The sequence below is a fragment of the Kitasatospora sp. MAA4 genome, assembly GCF_029893355.1.
GTDB lineage: Bacteria > Actinomycetota > Actinomycetes > Streptomycetales > Streptomycetaceae > Kitasatospora.
Genome location: NZ_JARZAI010000008.1, coordinates 1 through 19,266 on the forward strand (window position 1 = coordinate 1; position 19,266 = coordinate 19,266).

16 protein-coding genes, 1 rRNA gene and 1 riboswitch are annotated in these 19,266 nt (G+C 71.4%); of the genes, 13 read left to right on the plus strand and 4 right to left on the minus strand.

What is annotated here, in order from left to right; all coding sequences use genetic code 11:
- The 12 genes from rrf to P3T37_RS12850 form a co-directional block, all read left to right on the plus strand.
- Positions 1-84: ribosomal RNA gene (gene rrf / locus P3T37_RS12795) — 5S ribosomal RNA — on the plus strand; the annotation flags it as partial.
- Positions 85-234: 150 nt separating this feature from the next.
- On the plus strand, positions 235-834 hold the full coding sequence (locus tag P3T37_RS12800) for a CDP-alcohol phosphatidyltransferase family protein (protein ID WP_280723682.1): 600 nt from the start codon (positions 235-237) through the stop codon (positions 832-834).
- Between the two features lie 100 nt (positions 835-934).
- Positions 935-3,430 (plus strand): mannose-1-phosphate guanyltransferase, encoded by a 2,496-nt coding sequence (locus P3T37_RS12805; protein ID WP_280723683.1) that lies wholly within the window; start codon positions 935-937, stop codon positions 3,428-3,430.
- Positions 3,431-3,540: 110 nt separating this feature from the next.
- Positions 3,541-4,470, plus strand: coding sequence for a DUF881 domain-containing protein (locus tag P3T37_RS12810; protein ID WP_280723684.1), 930 nt, complete (start codon positions 3,541-3,543; stop codon positions 4,468-4,470).
- Entirely contained in the window at positions 4,467-4,799 is a 333-nt protein-coding gene (locus P3T37_RS12815; protein ID WP_280723685.1) for a small basic family protein, read from the plus strand. Before P3T37_RS12810 ends, P3T37_RS12815 begins: the two co-directional genes overlap by 4 nt.
- Positions 4,800-4,816: 17 nt before the next feature.
- A complete protein-coding gene (locus P3T37_RS12820) occupies positions 4,817-5,761 on the plus strand; it encodes a DUF881 domain-containing protein (RefSeq protein WP_280723686.1) in 945 nt (314 codons plus the stop codon).
- Positions 5,762-5,963: 202 nt separating this feature from the next.
- Positions 5,964-6,815, plus strand: coding sequence for an FHA domain-containing protein (locus P3T37_RS12825; RefSeq protein ID WP_348533237.1), 852 nt, complete (start codon positions 5,964-5,966; stop codon positions 6,813-6,815).
- A gap of 144 nt (positions 6,816-6,959) precedes the next feature.
- Complete coding sequence (locus tag P3T37_RS12830; RefSeq protein WP_280723910.1) at positions 6,960-7,691, plus strand: MerR family transcriptional regulator; 732 nt, start codon at positions 6,960-6,962, stop codon at positions 7,689-7,691.
- Positions 7,692-7,797: 106 nt separating this feature from the next.
- A complete protein-coding gene (locus P3T37_RS12835; protein ID WP_035792482.1) occupies positions 7,798-8,271 on the plus strand; it encodes a bifunctional nuclease family protein in 474 nt (157 codons plus the stop codon).
- Between the two features lie 198 nt (positions 8,272-8,469).
- On the plus strand, positions 8,470-9,153 hold the full coding sequence (locus P3T37_RS12840) for a MerR family transcriptional regulator (protein ID WP_280723687.1): 684 nt from the start codon (positions 8,470-8,472) through the stop codon (positions 9,151-9,153).
- Positions 9,154-9,266: 113 nt separating this feature from the next.
- Positions 9,267-9,950: an ElyC/SanA/YdcF family protein gene (locus P3T37_RS12845; RefSeq protein WP_280723688.1), complete on the plus strand. Its 684-nt coding sequence runs from the start codon at positions 9,267-9,269 to the stop codon at positions 9,948-9,950.
- A gap of 35 nt (positions 9,951-9,985) precedes the next feature.
- Positions 9,986-11,380 (plus strand): DNA polymerase IV, encoded by a 1,395-nt coding sequence (locus tag P3T37_RS12850; protein WP_280723689.1) that lies wholly within the window; start codon positions 9,986-9,988, stop codon positions 11,378-11,380.
- Positions 11,381-11,689: 309 nt separating this feature from the next.
- On the opposite strand, the gene P3T37_RS12855 is transcribed toward P3T37_RS12850, so the two are convergent.
- Together P3T37_RS12855 and P3T37_RS12860 are read right to left on the minus strand one after the other, a co-directional pair.
- A complete protein-coding gene (locus P3T37_RS12855) occupies positions 11,690-13,183 on the minus strand; it encodes an MFS transporter (RefSeq protein WP_280723690.1) in 1,494 nt (497 codons plus the stop codon).
- Positions 13,184-13,366: 183 nt separating this feature from the next.
- Positions 13,367-14,401, minus strand: a complete 1,035-nt coding sequence (locus P3T37_RS12860) for a PRC and DUF2382 domain-containing protein (protein ID WP_280723691.1) — start codon at positions 14,399-14,401, stop codon at positions 13,367-13,369.
- A 171-nt stretch (positions 14,402-14,572) separates the two neighbouring features.
- A riboswitch (glycine riboswitch) is annotated at positions 14,573-14,677 on the plus strand.
- A gap of 233 nt (positions 14,678-14,910) precedes the next feature.
- On the opposite strand from P3T37_RS12860, the gene gcvP reads away from it, so the two are divergent.
- Positions 14,911-17,814: an aminomethyl-transferring glycine dehydrogenase gene (gcvP, locus tag P3T37_RS12865; RefSeq protein WP_280723692.1), complete on the plus strand. Its 2,904-nt coding sequence runs from the start codon at positions 14,911-14,913 to the stop codon at positions 17,812-17,814.
- Between the two features lie 98 nt (positions 17,815-17,912).
- Here gcvP and P3T37_RS12870 read toward each other — a convergent pair whose 3' ends face one another.
- Positions 17,913-18,104, minus strand: a complete 192-nt coding sequence (locus P3T37_RS12870) for a DUF5999 family protein (protein ID WP_280723693.1) — start codon at positions 18,102-18,104, stop codon at positions 17,913-17,915.
- 326 nt (positions 18,105-18,430) lie between these two features.
- Complete coding sequence (locus P3T37_RS12875; RefSeq protein WP_280723694.1) at positions 18,431-19,057, minus strand: hypothetical protein; 627 nt, start codon at positions 19,055-19,057, stop codon at positions 18,431-18,433.
- Between the last annotated feature and the right edge of the window lie 209 nt (positions 19,058-19,266).

A 19,266-nucleotide genomic window follows, 5' to 3' on the forward strand; every position in this document is an offset into this window, starting at 1 on the left:
TACATTCCGAACCCGGAAGCTAAGCCTCACAGCGCCGATGGTACTGCAGGGGGGACCCTGTGGGAGAGTAGGACGCCGCCGAACAATCATTCCAGGTAACCCCCATCCGCCCAGCGGATGGGGGTTACCTGCGTTGTACGGTCGCAATCGAGGCTTGCGGCTGTCGCTCGTATCGGCAGCGGCCGGGTAAAGTCGGCCCAGCACCGTCGTCGTACCGGACAGGAGGCCCCCCGGGTGGAGGTCCAGGAGACGCGCGTCCAGACCGACCGCGTCCTCACCATCCCCAACCTGCTGAGCATGGCCCGCCTGGTCGGCGTTCCCGTGTTCCTCTGGCTGATCCTCTGGCCGCAGTTCGGCGGGCCCAACCACGATGGTTGGGCTGTGGCGATTCTGATGGCCAGTGGGGTCAGCGACTACCTCGACGGGAAGCTCGCCCGGAGGTGGGGTCAGGTCAGCCGGCTCGGCCAGCTCCTGGATCCGGCGGCGGACCGGCTCTACGTCGTCTCCACCCTGGTGGGGCTGACGTGGCGGGAGATCCTGCCCTGGTGGGTGACCACGATCCTGGTGGCCCGTGAGGCGTTCGTCCTCGGCGTGCTCCTGATCCTGCGTCGGCACGACTACGGCCCGCTGCAGGTCACTTTTCTCGGCAAGGCGGCCACCTTCAATCTGATGTACGCCTTTCCGCTTCTGTTGCTGGGGCAGGGTGACGGCTGGTTCCACACCACGACCGCGGCCGTCAGCTGGGCCTTCATCTGGTGGGGAACCGTTCTCTACTGGTGGGCCGGGATCCTCTATGCCGTCCAGGCGCGGCAGATCATCAAGGCCGAGAGTTAAATCGTCCATCCGCGCGTCGGATCATTTCTGCCGGGTAGAGGAGTCCTGGAACGGTTTGATGGACGACGAGTCCATTGCCGCGAAGGAGGACGCACCCGCAATGAAAGCCGTTGTGATGGCAGGAGGCGAGGGAACTCGTCTCCGCCCGATGACTTCGAGTATGCCGAAGCCGCTCCTGCCCGTCGCCAATAGGCCGATCATGGAGCACGTGCTCAGACTGCTCAAGCGGCACGGCCTCACCGACACCGTCGTGACCGTCCAGTTCCTGGCCTCGCTGGTCAAGAACTACTTCGGTGACGGTGAGGACCTGGGGATGAACCTCACCTACGCCAACGAGGAGGTCCCGCTCGGCACCGCCGGCAGTGTCAAGAACGCCGAGGACGCCCTACGGGACGACTCTTTTCTGGTGATCTCCGGGGACGCGCTCACCGATTTCGATCTTTCCGAGTTGATCGCTTTTCACCGGCGCAAGGGCGCGCTGGTCACCGTCTGTCTCACCCGCGTTCCCGATCCGTTGGAATTCGGTATCACGATCGTCGACGACGAGGGTCGGGTGGAGCGCTTCCTGGAGAAGCCCACCTGGGGTCAGGTCTTCTCCGACACGGTGAACACCGGCATCTACGTCATGGAGCCCGAGGTCTTCGACTACGTGGCCGCCGGGCAGTCGGTCGACTGGTCGAGTGACGTCTTCCCGCAGCTGCTCAAGGAGGGCAAGCCGGTCTTCGGGTATGTCGCCGAGGGCTACTGGGAGGACGTCGGTACGCACGAGAGCTACGGCAAGGCCCAGGCGGACGTGCTCGACGGCAAGGTCGAGGTCGAGCTGGACGGCTTCGAGATCTCGCCGGGGGTCTGGGTCGCCGAGGGTGCCGAGGTCGATCCGGAGGCGATCCTGCGCGGTCCGCTCTACATCGGCGACTACGCGAAGGTCGAGGCCGGCGTCGAGCTGCGTGAACACACCGTGCTGGGCAGCAACGTGGTCGTCAAGCGCGGTGCCTTCCTGCACAAGGCGGTGATCCACGACAACGTCTACATCGGCCCGCAGACCAATCTGCGCGGCTGCGTGGTCGGCAAGAACACCGACGTGATGCGTGCGGCCCGGATCGAGGACGGCGCCGTGATCGGCGATGAGTGCCTGATCGGCGAGGAGTCGATCATCGCCGGAGGCGTCCGGGTCTACCCGTTCAAGACCATCGAGGCCGGCGCCTTCGTCAACACCTCGGTGATCTGGGAGTCCCGGGGGCAGGAGCACCTCTTCGGTGCCCGCGGGGTGTCCGGGATCCTCAACGTCGAGATCACCCCGGAGCTGGCCGTGCGGCTGGCCGGCGCGTACGCGACCACGCTCAAGAAGGGTGCCACCGTCACCATTGCGCGTGACCACTCGCGAGGTGCCCGTGCGCTCAAACGGGCGATGATCTCGGCGCTGCAGACCAGCGCGATCGACGTCCGGGACCTGGAGAACGTCCCGCTGCCGGTGGCCCGGCAGCACACCGCGCGGGGGAGCGCGGGCGGCATCTTCCTGCGGACCACGCCAGGGGTGCCGGACTCCCTCGACATCCTCTTCTTCGACGAGCGCGGCGCGGACCTCTCGCAGGCCGGGCAGCGCAAGCTCGACCGGGTCTACGCACGCCAGGAGTACCGCCGGGCCTTCCCCGGTGAGATCGGCGACCTGACGTTCCCGTCCAGCGTGTTCGACTCCTACGCCGGCAACCTGTTGCGGGCGATCGACACCACCGGGGTGCGGGAGGCCGGGCTCAAGGTGGTGGTGGACACCGCGCACGGCAGCGCCGGCCTGGTGCTGCCGAGCATCTTGGGACGCCTGGGTGTGGAGGCGCTGACGGTCAGCGGTGGCCTGGACGAGGCCAGGCCGACCGAGGACGCCGAGGAGCGGCGGGCCGGGCTGGCCAGGCTGGGCGCTCTGGTGGCGTCCTCCAGGGCCGCGTTCGGGGTGCGCTTCGACCCGGTCGGGGAGCGGGTGTCCTTCGTGGACGAGCTCGGTCGGGTGATCGACGACGACCGGGCGCTGCTGGTGCTGCTCGACCTGGTGGCGGCCGAACGCCGCAGCGGTCAGGTGGCGCTGCCGGTGACCACGACGCGGATCGCCGAGCAGGTGGCTGCGTACCACGGCACCCAGGTCTGCTGGACGTCCACCTCGCCGGACGACCTGGCCAAGGCGGCCGCGGCCGAGGAGACGATCTTCGGCGGTGACGGGCGTGGCGGCTTCGTCGTCCCGGAGTTCAGCGGCCTGCTGGACGGCGCGGCGGCCTTCGTCCGGCTGGTCGGGCTGGTGGCGCGTACGCAGCTCACGCTGAGCCAGATCGACGCCCGGATCCCGCACGCCCACATGCAGCGGCGCGACATCGCGACGCCGTGGGCGGCCAAGGGCATGGTGATGCGCTCGGTGGTCGAGGCGGCCGGGAACCGGCGGCTGGACACCACGGACGGCGTCCGGGTGGTCGAGCCCGACGGGCGCTGGACGCTGGTGCTGCCCGACCCGGCGGAGGCGATCACCCACCTGTGGGCCGAGGGGCCGGACGACGAGGCGACCCAGGGCCTGCTGGACGAGTGGGCGACCGTGGTGAACGGCGCCGGCCGCTAGGTGTTCTGACCGCGCACAGCAAGATCCCCCGAGGCCGGGAACCCCGGGGGATCTTGCTCTGTTCGGGGGCTGTTCACGGGCGCTTCCGGGGCCATGGGACGATGTTCGGCATGCCAGCGACGCGACCACCGAGCGACCGGGACGGACGATTCCGCCGTCCGGACGCCTCGATGTCCTTGCTGACCAACGTGATGGACCACAGCCTGGACGAGGGCTACGCCGAGGCCGCCCGAGCCCGCGGCGCCGTGGGCAGCAGCCGGATGCCGGGGTCCACCAAGGGGCGGCTGGTGCTCGCGCTGGGCCTGGCGCTGGTGACCGGGGTGGTGACCGTCAGCGCGGTCAACGCCAACGAGGCGGCCCCGACGCTCGCCAAGGAGCGTGACGCGCTCGCGCAGCGGGTCACCGACGAGACTGCGGCCGCCGACAAGCTGCAGCGCCAGGTGGAGTCGCTGCGCACCCAGGTCGACCAGGCCCAGCAGCGGGCTCTGCGGTCGGCCGGCGGGGACGGCGGGCTGGCGGACCTCGCGGGCGCGGTCGGCACCGGAGCGCTGCACGGGCCGGGCGTCAAGCTGGTGGTCGACGACGCGGCGGGCACCGACGACGGCAGTGCGGTCAACCCTCGTACCTCCGACGGCTTCAGCGGCGGACGGCTGCACGACCGGGACCTTCAGCTCATCGTCAACGGGCTGTGGCAGGCCCGGGCGGAGGCGGTCTCGATCAACGGGCAGCGACTGACCGCGCTCTCCGCGATACGCGCGGCCGGGGACGCCATCCTGGTGGACAACCGGCCGCTGGTACCGCCCTACACCGTGCTCGCCATCGGCGACTCCAAGCAGCTGAGCTCGGACTTCCAGAGCGGTGCGGGCGGCCAGTACCTGCGGATCCTGCAGACCAGCTACGGGATCAGGTACACCGTCGCAGCCCAGCACTCGCTGGACCTGCCGGCCGCGGTGGGCTTCACGTTGCGCCTGGCCCAGCCCGACACCGCCTCGCCGTCCGCCTCCCCCGGCCCTTCTTCGACAGGAGCATCAACACCGTGATCGCCGTACTGGGCCTCGTGGCCGGCGTCGTCGTAGGGCTCTTCGTCCAGCCGGAGGTGCCGAGCGCCGTCGTCCCCTACCTGCCGATCGCCGTGGTGGCCGCGCTGGACGCGGTGTTCGGCGGGGTGCGGGCGATGCTGGACGGGACGTTCGACGACAAGGTCTTCGTGGTCTCCTTCCTCTCCAACGTCGTGGTGGCCGCGCTGATCGTCTTCCTGGGCGACCAGCTGGGTGTGGGGTCGCAGCTGTCGACCGGGGTGGTCGTGGTGCTGGGCATCCGGATCTTCTCGAACGCGGCGGCCATCCGGCGCCATGTGTTCCGCGCCTGAGTCCGGGGTTTTCGCAGATGACGAAGGATCCGATGGACCGGGACGACGAGGCGCGCGAGCTGCCGGAACCCGAGACCCCTGCCGTTTCCGAGGACGTGCCCGAAGATCTGCCCGAAGAGGCAGTCGAGGGCGAGTCCGCGGCGGTGCCCGAAGCCGAGCCGGAGCCGGAAGCTGAGCCTGAGCTCGCGCTGGAGCTCGAAGCGGAGCCGGAGCCCGGGCCTGAGCCCGTCGTCCGGTCCTCCGACGGCCGTCGCCGGCTGCGGGCCGCGCTCTGGCCGCCGCGGGCCTCGCGCGGGCAGCTGGTGGTCGCGCTGCTGCTCTTCTCGCTCGGCCTCGGCCTGGCCATCCAGGTCCGTTCGACCAATGATCACAGCGCGCTGCGCGGCGCCCGCCAGGACGACCTGGTCCGGATCCTGGACGAGCTGGACAGCCGCCAGCAGCGCCTCCAGCAGGAGAAGACCCAACTCGACCAGTCCTACGCCCAGTTGGAGAACAGCTCGAACCAGGCGAAGGAGGCGCAGCAGCAGACCCGGCAGAAGGCGGCGGAGCTGGGCGTGCTGGCGGGTACGGTGAAGGCGACCGGACCGGGGATCGTACTGACGGTCGATGACCCGCAGGGGCAGGTCAAGGCAGATATGCTGCTGGACACCCTGCAGGAACTCCGAGCAGCGGGGGCGGAGGCGATTCAGATCAACGATGTCCGTGTGGTGGCCGACACCTACTTCACCGACGTGCCGTCAGGCGGCGTCCAGATCGACGGCAAGGGCGTGGCACAGCCCTACCGCTTCACGGTGATCGGCAACGCGCAGGATCTGACGCCGGCACTGAACATCCCCGGCGGCATCGTGCGCACCCTGGAGCGGGAGCAGGTGGGCACGTCGATCACCGAGCAGCAGAAGGTGACCGTGGACGCACTTGCCGTGCCCCGGCCGCCGCAGTACGGCAAGCCGGCGGCGAAGTGACAGCCCGCCTGTTTCGGCTGACACTCCGTCGGCCCCATGGCCTCTCACCTGCGAGTGGCCCCCGGTGCGGAGCGCACCGAGTGCGTCGGCCACACTGTCCTGTACCACTTTCGCAGCCCCGGCTCGACGCCGGGCCCGCAGCCTGTCCGAGGTTCTCACCCTGCCCCGCGGGCGGGTCTGTTTCACGCAAGGGGATTCGCCCGTGAGTCTGTTCTCGAAGCTGTTCGGTCGCAAGAACCGCCGTGCCGCGGCGGTGGAGATGCCCACCGCGCGCCACCGCCGGGACGAGGAGGACCCCGGTACGGTGCCGGGCATGCGGGGCGCGCCGCAGGACGACTACCAGCCGGCCGGCGAGCGCCCGCTCTTCCGCGACGGCGGCTACGGCGCGTCGGTTGACCCTTCGGGTTCGCCGCGCATAGGTTTCCAGTCAGGACCCTCAACCTCTGGTGGAGGGTTTGCCCCGGATCCCTACGCCGGGCATGTCCCTGGGGGACTGCCGCGCCAGGAGGCTGCGAACATGACCGGCCCGATCGTCTGCGTTCGGTGCGGCAGCCAGAACCCGGCCTCGGCCAGGTTTTGCAACAACTGCGGATCGCCGCTGCGCAGCCCCGGTGCCCCGGAGCTGCCGGCCGAGACCACGTCGACCATCTCGATCTCCGGTCTCGAGTCGTACGACCCGCACGCCACGGGCACGGGTGCCACTCCGGCGCTCTCGTCCGAGGTACTGGCCGCGATCGACGCGCTTCCGCCGGGCTCCGCCCTGCTGATCGTGCAGCGCGGCCCGAACTCGGGCAGCCGCTTCCTGCTGGACGCGGACATCACCACGGCGGGCCGGCACCCGCAGGGCGACATCTTCCTCGACGACGTCACCGTCTCGCGCCGGCACGTGGAGTTCCGCCGCCAGCCGGGTGGCTTCTCGGTGGCCGACGTCGGCAGCCTGAACGGGACGTACGTCAACCGTGAGCGGATCGACGAGGTCGGTCTGAACAACGGTGACGAGGTGCAGATCGGGAAGTACCGCCTGGTCTTCTTCGCGGGTCCGCACCGGTACTAGAACCTGGGTACGGTCCGGGCCCGGGAGGGCCCGGACCGCAGTCCGGTCGCACTGAAGGCGGGGGTCCCTCACCACGACGTCGGCAGGAGAGCCCGAGTGACCGCGCATCAGACCGTGACCTCTCCCAGGCAGCCCGGCGGACCGCTGCGGCGGCCCGGAGATCGCCGGAGCCAGGAACTCCTGAGCATCGGGGCGGTGCTCGCCTTCCTGCGGGACGACTTCCCCGAAGTCACCATTTCCAAGATCCGCTTCCTGGAGGCCGAGGGCCTCGTCGAGCCGCAGCGCACCCCGTCCGGGTACCGGAAGTTCGGGCCCTCGGACGTCGAGCGGCTGGCCTACGTGCTGCGCATGCAGCGCGACCACTACCTGCCGCTGCGCGTGATCCGCGAGCATCTGGACGCGATCGAACGCGGCGAGGCGCCACCGGCGCTGCCGGTGGCGGAGGCACGGCCCGGACCGCTGGAGGAGGCGGACCGCGAGTTGGTCGCCGCCGCCGTATCGCCCTCCGGCGTCCGGCTCGGCCGGGCCGAGCTGCTGGCCGCGGCCGGCGCGCAGGAGCGCGACCTGGTCGAGTGGGAGTCCTACGGCCTGGTGGTCGCGGGCCCGGACGGCGGATACGACGCGGAGACCCTGCAGATCGCCCGGCTGGTCGCCGAGCTCGGCCGCTTCGGCCTCGAACCGCGCCATCTGCGGCAGGTGAAGGCCGCGGCGGAGCGCGAGATCGCCCTGGTGGACCAGGTGGTCGCCCCGCTGCGCCGCCACCGCAACCCGCAGACCCGGGCGCACGCCGAGACCACCGCGCGCGAGCTGGCCACTCTCGCCGTGCGCCTGCACGCCACCATGGTGCAGGCCGGGCTCAGGGTCCGGCCGCAGTAGAAGCAGCACGCCGTGGACGCCCCGAACGGTTGCGCACAGGCCCCGGCAGGCCGCGTCGGGGAGGGCCGCGCTTTCATATCCGGTTGTGGGGCCATAGGGTTGCCTTGTGAATGAGCTCGACGTTGTAGGTGTCCGGGTGGAGATGCCCTCCAACCAGCCGATCGTCCTGCTGCGCGAAGTGGGGGGTGATCGGTATCTGCCGATTTGGATCGGCCCTGGCGAGGCGACCGCGATCGCCTTCGCCCAACAGGGCATGACACCGGTGCGGCCGCTGACGCACGACCTGTTCAAGGACGTGCTGGAGGCGCTTGGGCAGCAGCTCACCGAGGTGCGGATCACCGACCTGCGGGAGGGTGTCTTCTACGCCGAGCTGGTGTTCACCGGTGGTGTGGAGGTGAGCGCCCGCCCTTCCGACGCGATAGCGCTGGCGCTGCGTACCGGCACGCCGATCTACGGCGCCGAGGAGGTGCTCGCCGAGGCGGGCATCGCCATCCCGGACGAGCAGGAGGACGAGGTGGAGAAGTTCCGCGAGTTCCTCGACCAGGTCTCGCCGGAGGACTTCGGCGGCAACGCCCAATAGGTCTACTTCGATCGGTTGTTTTGCCAAAATGTTCGGTCCTACCCACACTGGGGGCACGCGAAACCACTCTCCGGAGTGACACGGTTTCGTCGGCTCGGCGTGGCGATCGTTGACGCGTCTCGGACGACTGCCTACCGTCAGGGGTGGCCCACCGGGATGCGCTCCCGTGCGGGCGAAGACGAGTGGACGGAGGTTGGCATGAGCAGCACCGGCGATGAGGCGGCCGTGGGAGGCCCGTGCGCCCTCCACATGCCGCGCGGCAGCCGTACGTGGTCCGGCCGTTCCTGGGACCAGCCGGAGCCCGACGCGGCGGCCGAGCTGCCGCGGGTCGGCCGGTTCCCGGCGGTCCAGGCCGGCCAGCCCGCGATCGAGCGGATCCCGCCGTCCTCCGCGCTGCTCGGCTACCGCGGCCCGACGGCCTGCGCGGCCGCCGGCATCACCTACCGTCAGCTGGACTACTGGGCGCGGACCGGCCTGCTGGAGCCGAGCGTCCGGACGGCCGGGCCGGTGGGCGCGCAGCGGCTCTACAGCTTCCGCGACATCCTGGTCCTCAAGATCGTCAAGCGTCTGCTGGACACCGGCGTCTCGCTGCAGAACATCCGAGTGGCCGTCACCCATCTGCGCTCCAGCGAGCTCACGGACCTCGCCGGGCTGACCTTGATGAGTGACGGGGCGACGGTCTACGAGTGCACCTCGCCGCAGCAGGTGGTGGATCTGCTGAAGGGCGGTCAGGGCGTCTTCGGCATCGCGGTCGGCGCGGTCTGGCAGGAACTGGACGGCACGCTGGGCCGGCTGCACGCCGAGCGGACCGACACCGGCGAGACGCTGGTCGGCCACGACCCGGCGGACGAGCTGGCGCAGCGGCGCAACCGCGCGGTCTGAGCGGTCCTCAAGGTCGGCGACAGGCCGGCGGCAGGCCCCGGGCGGGAACCGCTCGGGGCTTCGGCGTCGTCCGGGCCGATGAGTGGATCATCGGGATCCTCGGGGGAGGACGCATGCGGGCCCTGGCACGCTTCGTAGCCGGACGGCGCAGGCAGCGGCGGGCGTTCCAGGCGGTGGTGCTGTTCTGCGCGGTGGCGCTGGCGCCGACCGCCTGGCTCTTCGGCACCCAGCAGGAGCGGATCCGGACCGTCGCGGACGTGCCGGCCGAGCCGGTGGCCGTGGTGTTCGGCGCCGGCGAGGTGAACGGGGTGCCCTCCGACTACCTGGCGCACCGGCTGGACACCGCCCTGGAGCTCTACCGGGCGTACAAGGTGCAGGCGATCCTGGTGACCGGCGACAACAGCCGGCCCGACTACGACGAGCCGGGTGTGATGGACGACTACCTGGTGGCCCACGGGGTTCCCGCGGCGCGGGTGGTGCGTGACGACGCGGGCTTCGACACCTGGGACTCCTGCACCCGGGCCCGGCGGATCTTCGGCGTCCAGCACGCGGTGCTGGTCAGCCAGGACTACCACGTCCGGCGCGCGCTGGCGGACTGCCGGGCGGCGGGGATCGACTCCTACGCCGTCGGGGCGGCCGAGCCGCACGACGCCACCTGGTACTACGGCAACCTGCGAGAGATCCCGGGGGCCGGCGAGGCCGCGCTGGACGCGCTGTTGCACCCCGACCCGGCGCTGCTCGGCAGGCCGGAGCCGGGTGTCGCGCTGGCACTGGCGGACGCGGCGCGGCCCAGCTGAGTCGGTGTGTCGTACCCGTGCGGGAGGATCGGGTCGTGCGGACTCTGCCGAGCATCATCCACCTCGACATGGACGCCTTCTTCGCCTCGGTGGAGCAGGCGGCCAAGCCGAGCCTGCGCGGCAAGCCGGTGATCGTGGGCGGGCTCGGCGGCCGGGGCGTGGTCTCCACCTGCAGCTACGAGGCGCGGGTCTTCGGGGTGCACTCCGCGATGGCGATGGCCACCGCACGTCGGCTCTGCCCGAACGCGGCCTACCTGGTGCCACGGTTCGTCGCCTACCGCAGCCTGAGCGAGCAGGTGATGGCGATGGTCCGCGAGCTCTCGCCGCTGGTCGAGCAGCTCAGCGTGGACGAGGCGTACGTGGACCTGGAGGCCGGCCCGTTCGGCCCCGCGCTGGAGGCGGCGGCGCCGGGTGAGGGAGCCGAGCTGATCCAGGCGATCGCCCAGGATCTACGGGCCGACATTCAGAAGCACACCGGGTTGACCGCCTCGGTCGGGGCGGCCGGCTCCAAGCTGATGGCCAAGATCGCCTCGGAGCAGGCCAAGCCGGACGGCCTGGTGCTGGTGACGCCGGGGCAGGAGCGAACGGTGCTCGGCCCGATGTCGGTCCGGGCGCTGCCCGGCGTGGGCCCGGCCACCGAGCAGGCGCTGCGCCGGGTCGGGCTGAACACCGTCTCCGACATCGCCGAGCTGCCGGAGAAGGAGCTGGTGCAACTGCTCGGCCGGGCGCACGGCGTCGGGGTCTCGCTGATGGCGCGCGGGGTGGACGACCGTCCGGTGGTGCCGGACCGGGACGCCAAGTCGATCTCGGTGGAGGACACCTTCGCCGTCGACCTGGCCGACCGCGGTGTGGTGCAGCACGAACTCGACGTGCTCGCCGTCCGCTGCGTGCACCGGCTCAGGGCTGCGGGGCGCTCGGGGCGCACGGTGGTGGTCAAGGTGCGCCGCTTCGACTTCAGCACGCTGACCCGTTCCGAGACGCTGCGCGGGCCGACCGACGACGAGCGGGTGATCGTCGACACGGCGCGCCGGCTGCTCGCCCAGGTCGAGATCACGGGCGGGATCCGGCTGCTGGGGGTCGGGGTCTCCCAGCTCGCGGAGTTCACCCAGGAGGACCTCTTCGCCCAGGCGGCGGCCGAGGCGGCCGAAGCGGAGGATGAGAGTGACGGGGGCGAGGGGGAGTCGCCCGAGGACGAACCGGTGACCGCGGCGATGCCCTTCGAGGCGGCGCCCGAGCGGCGGATCTGGCTGCCCGGCCAGGACGTCACGCACGAGGGGTACGGACCCGGCTGGGTGCAGGGCAGCGGCGTGGGCCGGGTGACCGTGCGCTTCGAGACGCCGGACAGTCCGCCGGGCCGGGTGCGGACGTTCCTGGTGGACGATCCGCAGCTGGAGCCGTCCGACCCGCTGCCGCTGCGCCCGCCGCGCTGAGGTAGTGCACAGCACTGCGGCGCCACCCGGGAGTTCGGGTGGCGCCGCAGTGTGAAGAGCCTGTGCCTAATCCTGCGTCGGATCAGACCGCGGCGTCTGGTGCGGTGCATCGCAAGGCGGCGGGGCGCCCTCGTAGCGGAGCTACTTGGGCGTTTCGCCAACGCGGCGAGGTGCCGTGCCGGGCGTCGCGGGCCCGGCGCAGGATTAGACACAGGCTCTAGGTCCGGCGGTGGCCCTCGATGCCCTCGCGGGCCGCCGCCGGGTTCCCCTCGCCGCCCGATCCCTTGGTCGGCGAGGGAGGGCGCCTCGTCAGGCGCCGGTCTTGGCCAGCTCGGGGCTGGTGTCCTGACCCGCGGTCGCGGTGGCGGCCGGGCGGATCTGGCGGATCGCGAACGGGACGGCGGCGGCGACCAGGCAGACGACCGCGGCGACCCAGTAGGCGTGCTTGTAGGCGTCCAGGGTCGGGATCTGCACCTTGACCATCGCCGCGATCGGCGGCGGCAGCTTGATGGTGTCGCCGGTCAGGATCGCGCCCATCACGGCGGTGCCGATGGCGCCACCGACGGTGCGCAGCACCGCGTTCATGCCGTTGGCGATGCCGCTCTGCTCGGCCGGGACGGCGCCGTTGATGTAGGCCGGCATCGCGGCGTAGGCCATGCCCACGCCGAGGCCGAAGACCGCCGAGGCGAGGTAGATGTTCCACTGCTGGCTGTGCTGGAGGGCCAGGAAGATCATCGAGGCCGAGCCGAACACACCACCGAGCACCAGCGGCAGACGCGGACCGCGCCGGGCGATCAGCAGCGCGCCGAGCGGGGCGGCGACCATCGAGCCGAGGGCGGAGGGCAGCAGCATCACGCCGGCGTGCAGCACAGTGGCGGTGAAGCCGTAGTGCGCGAGCTTCTCGGGCGTCTGGGTGAAGTTGCTGATCACCAGGAACGAGCCGTACATCCCGAAGCCGATGAGCAGGCCGGAGATGTTGGTGAAGGCGACGGCCGGGCGGGCCATCATCTTCATGTCGACCAGCGGGTGGCTGACCCGGGTCTCGATGATGCCCCAGACCAGGGCGATCACGGCGGCCACGGCGAACAGGCCCAGCGTCTTGTTGGAGGTCCAGCCCCACTCGTTGCCCTGGCTGACGGCGATCAGCAGCGCGGAGAGCCAGCCGGCCAGGGTGATCGCGCCGAGCGGGTCGGCGCCGCCGGCCTTGTCGACCACCGGGTCCTTGGGGACGCGCAGGGCGACCAGGGCGAGTGCGATCAGACCGAAGATCAGGCCCATCCAGAAGATGGACTTGTAGTTCCAGTGCTCCAGCAGCAGGCCGGTGGCCACCAGGCCGAGACCGCTGCCGACGCCCATGCTGGCGCTGATCGCGGCGACGCCGCCGGTGACCTTCTCCTTGGGCAGCTCGTCGCGGACGATGCTGATGGCCAGCGGCAGCACGCCACCGCCGGCGCCCTGGAGCACGCGGGCGACCACGAGCCAGGTGAAGGAGTGCGTGCTCACGGCGAGGCCGGAGCCGAGCACCAGGCCGCTGAGCGAGATGAGCAGCATCGGCTTGCGGCCGCGCAGGTCGCCGAAGCGGCCGAGCAGCGGGGTGAGGACGGCGGCGGAGAGCAGGTTGGCCGTCATCAGCCAGGTGATGGTGGAGCCGTGGACGTTCAGCTCCTGAGCCAGCGACGGCAGGATCGGAACGACCGCCGTCTGCACCACGCTGAACGCCAGCATCGCCAGCACCAGGGCGGGCAGGACCCGGGAGCTGCTCTGCTTCTCGGCCGTCGCGGTGGGCTGTGGTGCCTCACTCACGGTGAATCCTCCAGTGCATGCGCTTCGAGCAAGCTGCTTGAAGCTGGTGAAAGTCAATGAACTGAAGTAACCATGCCGAGAAGTGTTTCATGATGTCAAATATCGATGGCTGAATCTTTTGAACGCACCGCGGCCCGGACCTGACGGTGCAGGTCCGGGCCGTGCTGCTGTCGGTCGGCGGTGCTAGGTGGCGGTGCCGTCGTGGATCTCCACCTGCTCGCGCCGCAGCTCGTCGCGGACCACCTCTTCCTCGGTGTACCGCTCGACCATCAGCCGCACCCGCTCCATCGACGCGACGTACTTGCGGACGGTCGGACGCTCCTCGTGCAGCGTCACCTCCTCGACCGCCTCGGCGATCTCCTGCTCGGACAGGGCGGCCATCTCGGCCTCGCCGACCGGCACCCGCTCCACCCGGACCCGCTCGCGGACCACCGGGACCCGGCGCTCCACCGCCTCGGTCACCACGTACTTGCGCAGCCGGGCGGTCCCGATCACGTGCCACTCGTTGGTGATCTCCAGCCGCTCCTCGCGCAGCGTCAGCTCGACCGGGCCGGGCGGCGGCATGGTGGCCTGGCCGTGGGCGGCGGCGGCCTTGGGGGCGGCCGCGTGCACCGGGTCCGGGGTGGTCGCCCGGGTGGTGCTCGTACCGACCGGCTTGTCCAGGCCCACCGTGGTCGGCGCGACGACCGGGGCACTGCTGGGCTGCGGGGGAGCGACCGAGGTGGCGGTGGAGGTCGAGGTGGCGTTCGCCAGCGGGCGGGCCACTGTGGCCGCGGCGGCCGACGCGGCCATCGGGGCCGCCATCTGGGCCGGGGCGGGCGAGGCGGCGGGGACCGAGCCGAAGTCGAGATCCTCGGGCTTGCGCCCGTGCATCGCCGAGTCGCCGGCCGCCGGGCGGGCGGCACCGGGGGAGTCCAGGCCGTAGTAGCGGTAGAGCTGGAGCTCCTGGGCGGGCGAGAGGTGCTGGCCCACGCCGAAGTCGGGAGAGTCCTTGATCAGCGACTTGTCGTACGGGACCCGCAGCTCCTCGCCGGAGAACTCGCTGGTCGTCAGCGGGACGAAGGCGTCCCGCCCGAAGATCCCGGTCCGCACGGCGGCCCACTCCGGCTCGCCGGTCGCGTCGTCGAGGTAGACCTCGTCCACCGTGCCGATCTTGTCGCCGTTGCGGTCGACGGCCTTGTGCCCGATCAGGTCTCGGGGGTCGATGTCGGTCTGCACGCTGTTCCTCCTGTGGGCTGCTGCGGCCTCCGTTCACACCAAAAGGCACGAACCGGACAGCGGCGAGCGGAGCGCCGCCGTCCGGGCGTGGACTGCGCTGTTCGGGGGAGTGTGATCGCTCACCTGCCCGGTGATCGAACGGGTCTCCGCTGGTACCCTGGGCGCGACCGCCGAACCCGCTCGGGAGAGTCCTCGCCCCTCGAAATGGGGGGATCGGGGCGCCGAAGGAGCAACTCCTCCCCGGAATCTCTCAGGCATCCGTACCGTGTGGGATAGGTCACTCTGGAAAGCAGGGCAGGACCGCCGGCGAGGGAGCCGACGGCACCACCCTCACCGACGGTGCAAGCCGACGGGGCGACTGCCCCGCGCGGGCGAAGCTCTCAGGTCCCGATGACAGAGGGGGAGGCCTGTCGGGCTCGTCCGTCCCAGGGTTGATCCGCTGTGCGCAGCGGCGAGGCCTATCGGCGTGCGTGCCCCCGCCGGTCCGTGACCAGGAGGCCTCGACCACCATGAATGCCCAGCAGCCGACCGCCGGTCGCCCCCACAGCTCCGCGACGCTCACCGAGCTCGAACTGGCCAGCCCGTTCGAGTCCCGCCACATCGGCCCCGACAGCGCCGCGCAGGCGAAGATGCTGGCGCACGTGGGCTACAGCTCGCTCGACGACCTCTCCGCCGCCGCCGTGCCCGAGGCCATCCGCAGCATCACCGCCCTGGACCTCCCCGCCGGCCGCAGCGAGGCCCAGGTGCTCGCCGAACTGCGCGAGCTGGCCGCCCACAACCAGGTGCTCACGCCGATGATCGGCCTGGGCTACTACGGCACGTTCACCCCGCCGGTGATCCTGCGCAACGTCATGGAGAACCCGTCCTGGTACACGGCCTACACGCCGTACCAGCCGGAGATCTCGCAGGGCCGCCTGGAGGCGCTGCTCAACTTCCAGACCGTGGTCTCCGACCTCACCGGGCTGCCGACCTCCGGCTCCTCGCTGCTGGACGAGGGCACCGCGGCCGCCGAGGCGATGGCGCTGGCCCGCCGCGTCACCAAGGTCAAGGGCGGCGTCTTCCTGGTCGACGCCGACGCGCTGCCGCAGACCGTCGCGGTGATCCAGACCCGCGCGGAGCCGACCGGTGTCGAGGTCGTCGTCGCCGACCTGTCCGAGGGCATCCCGGCCGAGATCGCCGAGCGCGGCGTCTTCGGCGTGCTGCTCCAGTACCCCGGCGCCTCGGGCGCGGTGCGCGACCTGACCGCCGTGATCGAGCAGGCCCACGGCCTGGGCGCGGTCGTCGCGGTCGCCGCCGACCTGCTCGCGCTCACCCTGCTGAAGTCCCCCGGCTCGCTGGGCGCCGACATCGCCTGCGGCACCTCGCAGCGCTTCGGCGTCCCGATGGGCTTCGGCGGCCCGCACGCCGGCTACCTGGCCGTGCGCTCCGAGTACGCCCGCAACCTGCCCGGCCGCCTGGTCGGCGTCTCGGTCGACGCCGACGGCAACCGCGCCTACCGGCTGGCCCTGCAGACCCGCGAGCAGCACATCCGCCGCGAGAAGGCCACCAGCAACATCTGCACCGCCCAGGTGCTGCTCGCCGTGATGGCCTCGATGTACGCGGTCTACCACGGCCCGGACGGCCTGGCCGACATCGCCCGCCGCACCCACCGCTACGCCGCCGCCCTCGCGGCCGGCCTGCGGGCCGGCGGCGTCGAGCTGCTGCACGGCGAGTTCTTCGACACCGTCACCGCCCGCGTCCCGGGCCGCGCCGCCGAGGTGGTGGCCGCCGCCCGCGAGGCCGGCGTCAACCTCTACCAGGACGGCGCGGACCTGGTCTCGATCTCCTGCGACGAGACCACCACCCGCGAGCACCTGGACGTCGTCTGGACCGCGTTCGGCGTGATCGGCGCCGAGGTCGACGAGACCGCCGACGTGCTGCCCGCCGCGCTGCTGCGCGAGGACGAGTACCTGACCCACCCGGTCTTCCACAGCCACCGGTCGGAGACCGCGATGCTGCGCTACCTGCGCCGCCTCTCGGACCGGGACTACGCGCTGGACCGCGGCATGATCCCGCTGGGCTCGTGCACCATGAAGCTCAACGCCACCACCGAGATGGAGGCGGTCACCTGGCCGGAGTTCGGCCAGCTGCACCCCTTCGCCCCGATCGAGCAGGCGCAGGGCTACCTGACCCTGATCCGCCAGCTGGAGCAGCAGCTGGTCGAGGTGACCGGCTACGACGCCGTCTCGATCCAGCCGAACGCCGGTTCGCAGGGCGAGCTGGCCGGCCTGCTGGCGGTGCGCGCCTACCACCACGCCAACGGCGACACCCAGCGTGACGTCTGCCTGATCCCGGCCTCGGCGCACGGCACCAACGCGGCCTCCGCCGCGATGGCCGGCATGCGGGTGGTCGTGGTCAAGACGCTGACCGACGGCGACGTGGACGTCGAGGACCTGACGGCCAAGATCGAGCAGCACCGCGACCAGCTCTCGGTGCTGATGGTCACCTACCCGTCCACCCACGGCGTGTTCGAGACCCAGATCACCGACATCTGCGCCCTGGTGCACGAGGCCGGCGGCCAGGTCTACGTGGACGGCGCCAACCTGAACGCGCTGGTCGGCCTCGCCAAGCCGGGCAAGTTCGGCGCGGACGTCTCGCACCTGAACCTGCACAAGACCTTCTGCATCCCGCACGGCGGCGGCGGCCCGGGCGTCGGCCCGGTCGCGGTGCGCTCGCACCTCGCGCCGTACCTGCCCAACCACCCGCTGCAGAGCGAGGCGGGCCCGGCCACCGGCGTCGGCCCGATCTCGGCCGCGCCGTGGGGCTCGGCGGCGATCCTGCCGATCTCCTGGGCGTACGTCCGGCTGATGGGCGGCGAGGGTCTCAAGCACGCGACCCAGGTCGCCGTGCTGAACGCCAACTACATCGCCAAGCGGCTCGCCCCGTCCTTCCCGGTGCTCTACACCGGCCCCGGCGGACTGGTCGCGCACGAGTGCATCATCGACCTGCGCCCGCTCACCAAGGCGACCGGCGTGACCGTGGACGACATCGCCAAGCGCCTGATCGACTACGGTTTCCACGCGCCGACGATGTCCTTCCCGGTGGCCGGCACGCTGATGATCGAGCCCACCGAGTCCGAGGACCTGCACGAGATCGACCGGTTCTGCGCCGCGATGATCGAGATTCGCGCGGAGATCGAGAAGGTCGGCAGCGGTGACTGGGACGCGGTGGACAACCCGCTGCACCACGCCCCGCACACCGCCGCCGCGCTGGCCGGCGACTGGGCGCACAGCTACTCGCGCGCCGAGGCGGTCTTCCCCGCGGGTGTGAACCCGGCGGACAAGTACTGGCCGCCGGTGAGCCGGATCGACGGCGCGTACGGCGACCGCAACCTGGTCTGCTCCTGCCCGCCGATGGACGAGTACGACGCCTGATCCAGGCGACGGCATGACGGAGGCCCGGCAGCGGAGTGGATCCGCTGCCGGGCCTCCGGCCGTCCTCCCCCGAGGCGTCCCGACGGGCTCAGGCGGGCTCAGGCGGCGATGACCAACGCGCGGTGCGGTGCGATCACCCGGCCGTCCGGCAGCAACTCGCCGGTGTCCTCGAAGAGCAGGACGCCGTTGCAGAGCAGGCTCCAGCCCTGCTCGGGGTGGCGGGCGACCGGGACGGCCGCTTCCCGGTCGGCGGATTCGGCCGACGGGCACTCAGGTCGGTGCTGGCACATCTTCGTACCTCGCTCTGCTCGCGATCCTCGCCCCCGCAGCGGCCCCGCGGCCCGTGGGCCGAGGCGTCGTGCCGATGATCGGATCCTGTCCGGCCGGCCCAGGTGTGAGTCGGCACTTCTGTGGGTAGGACAGGGGGTCCTTCCACGCTGGTTCCCAGTGTCGGCGTCCAGCGGCCGCCCCGCAGCAGTTTGGTGACTTGCGCCACAACTCCGAGGCAGAGATCACCCATTCAGATGTCCCCGGGCGGCGTCCGGTGCCGAACGGGTCACCCGGTCGGTGACCCGACCGGGTGGGGGGAGGTAGTCCGTCCGGGGGTGTCCGGCCCTCAGAAGGCCGGGACCGCGGCCAGCGGTGCCGAGATCGTGCTCGTGGCGGTGCTCCTGGTGGTGCCCGTGGTGGGTCGGGCGAGCAGGCCGAGGAGCTCGGCGGCGGGGTAGGCGCGGTGGGCGGTGACGCCCAGCGGGGCCGGTGCCAGCGGGATCAGCAGGTCGCCGTCCGCGTCGGTGTCGGTCTCGGTGCAGTGCAGCCAGAGCGCGGTGGCGTAGTGGCCCGGCATCGACAGCAGTCGCGGCTGGTGCCGCGAGCGCAGCGGATGGGCCAGCTGCCAGGCCTGCGCGAGCACTTGGACGGTGGAGTCGAGATAGGGGCCCGCCGCGAAGTGCGAGAAGGTGTGGCCCTCCGCCGCCCGCACCACCTCGGCCGCCGCCACCACCTCGCCGCCGTGCTTGATCAGGAACCGCCAGCCCGTGCGCGGCGCCGCGGCCAGCGCGCGCGTACTACCGCCGCCGCCGGGCGGCAGCTGATGCACGGCCAGGGGGTGGGCCGGCAGCAGGGGGCCGGTGGGACTGCGCAGCGGTCCGGCCCCCGACTGGCGCAGGGCGGCGTCGGAGGTCAGCGCGGCCAGAACGGCACGCAGGGCACTGGGCGGGGGCTGGGGCGTTTGCAGGGTCATGGCGGGTCGCCTCTCCGTGCGAGATCGGCGTGCGAATGCGGCATACCGGCGTGGCGCGACAAGGCCGGGTCCGGTTGGGCGTGATCGCGTGGCTGGGCGCGGGAGTGGACTCCGCGGCACGCAGGGGAGCCGGGCCGGCTCGGGGCCGGATCGGCTTGCAGCGCGGAGTCTACTCGAACAAGTGCGCAGGGTGACCTGTTTATCACCTT

Excerpts from the sequence above, each read along its gene's own strand:
- P3T37_RS12805 (WP_280723683.1), top strand. The coding sequence starts at position 935 with ATGAAAGCCGTTGTGATGGCAGGAGGCGAGGGAACTCGTCTCCGCCCG.
- P3T37_RS12810 (WP_280723684.1), top strand. The coding sequence starts at position 3,541 with ATGCCAGCGACGCGACCACCGAGCGACCGGGACGGACGATTCCGCCGT.
- P3T37_RS12820 (WP_280723686.1), top strand. The coding sequence starts at position 4,817 with ATGACGAAGGATCCGATGGACCGGGACGACGAGGCGCGCGAGCTGCCG.
- P3T37_RS12840 (WP_280723687.1), top strand. The coding sequence starts at position 8,470 with ATGAGCAGCACCGGCGATGAGGCGGCCGTGGGAGGCCCGTGCGCCCTC.
- P3T37_RS12845 (WP_280723688.1), top strand. The coding sequence starts at position 9,267 with ATGCGGGCCCTGGCACGCTTCGTAGCCGGACGGCGCAGGCAGCGGCGG.
- gcvP (WP_280723692.1), top strand. The coding sequence starts at position 14,911 with ATGAATGCCCAGCAGCCGACCGCCGGTCGCCCCCACAGCTCCGCGACG.
- P3T37_RS12870 (WP_280723693.1), bottom strand. The coding sequence starts at position 18,104 with ATGTGCCAGCACCGACCTGAGTGCCCGTCGGCCGAATCCGCCGACCGG.
- P3T37_RS12875 (WP_280723694.1), bottom strand. The coding sequence starts at position 19,057 with ATGACCCTGCAAACGCCCCAGCCCCCGCCCAGTGCCCTGCGTGCCGTT.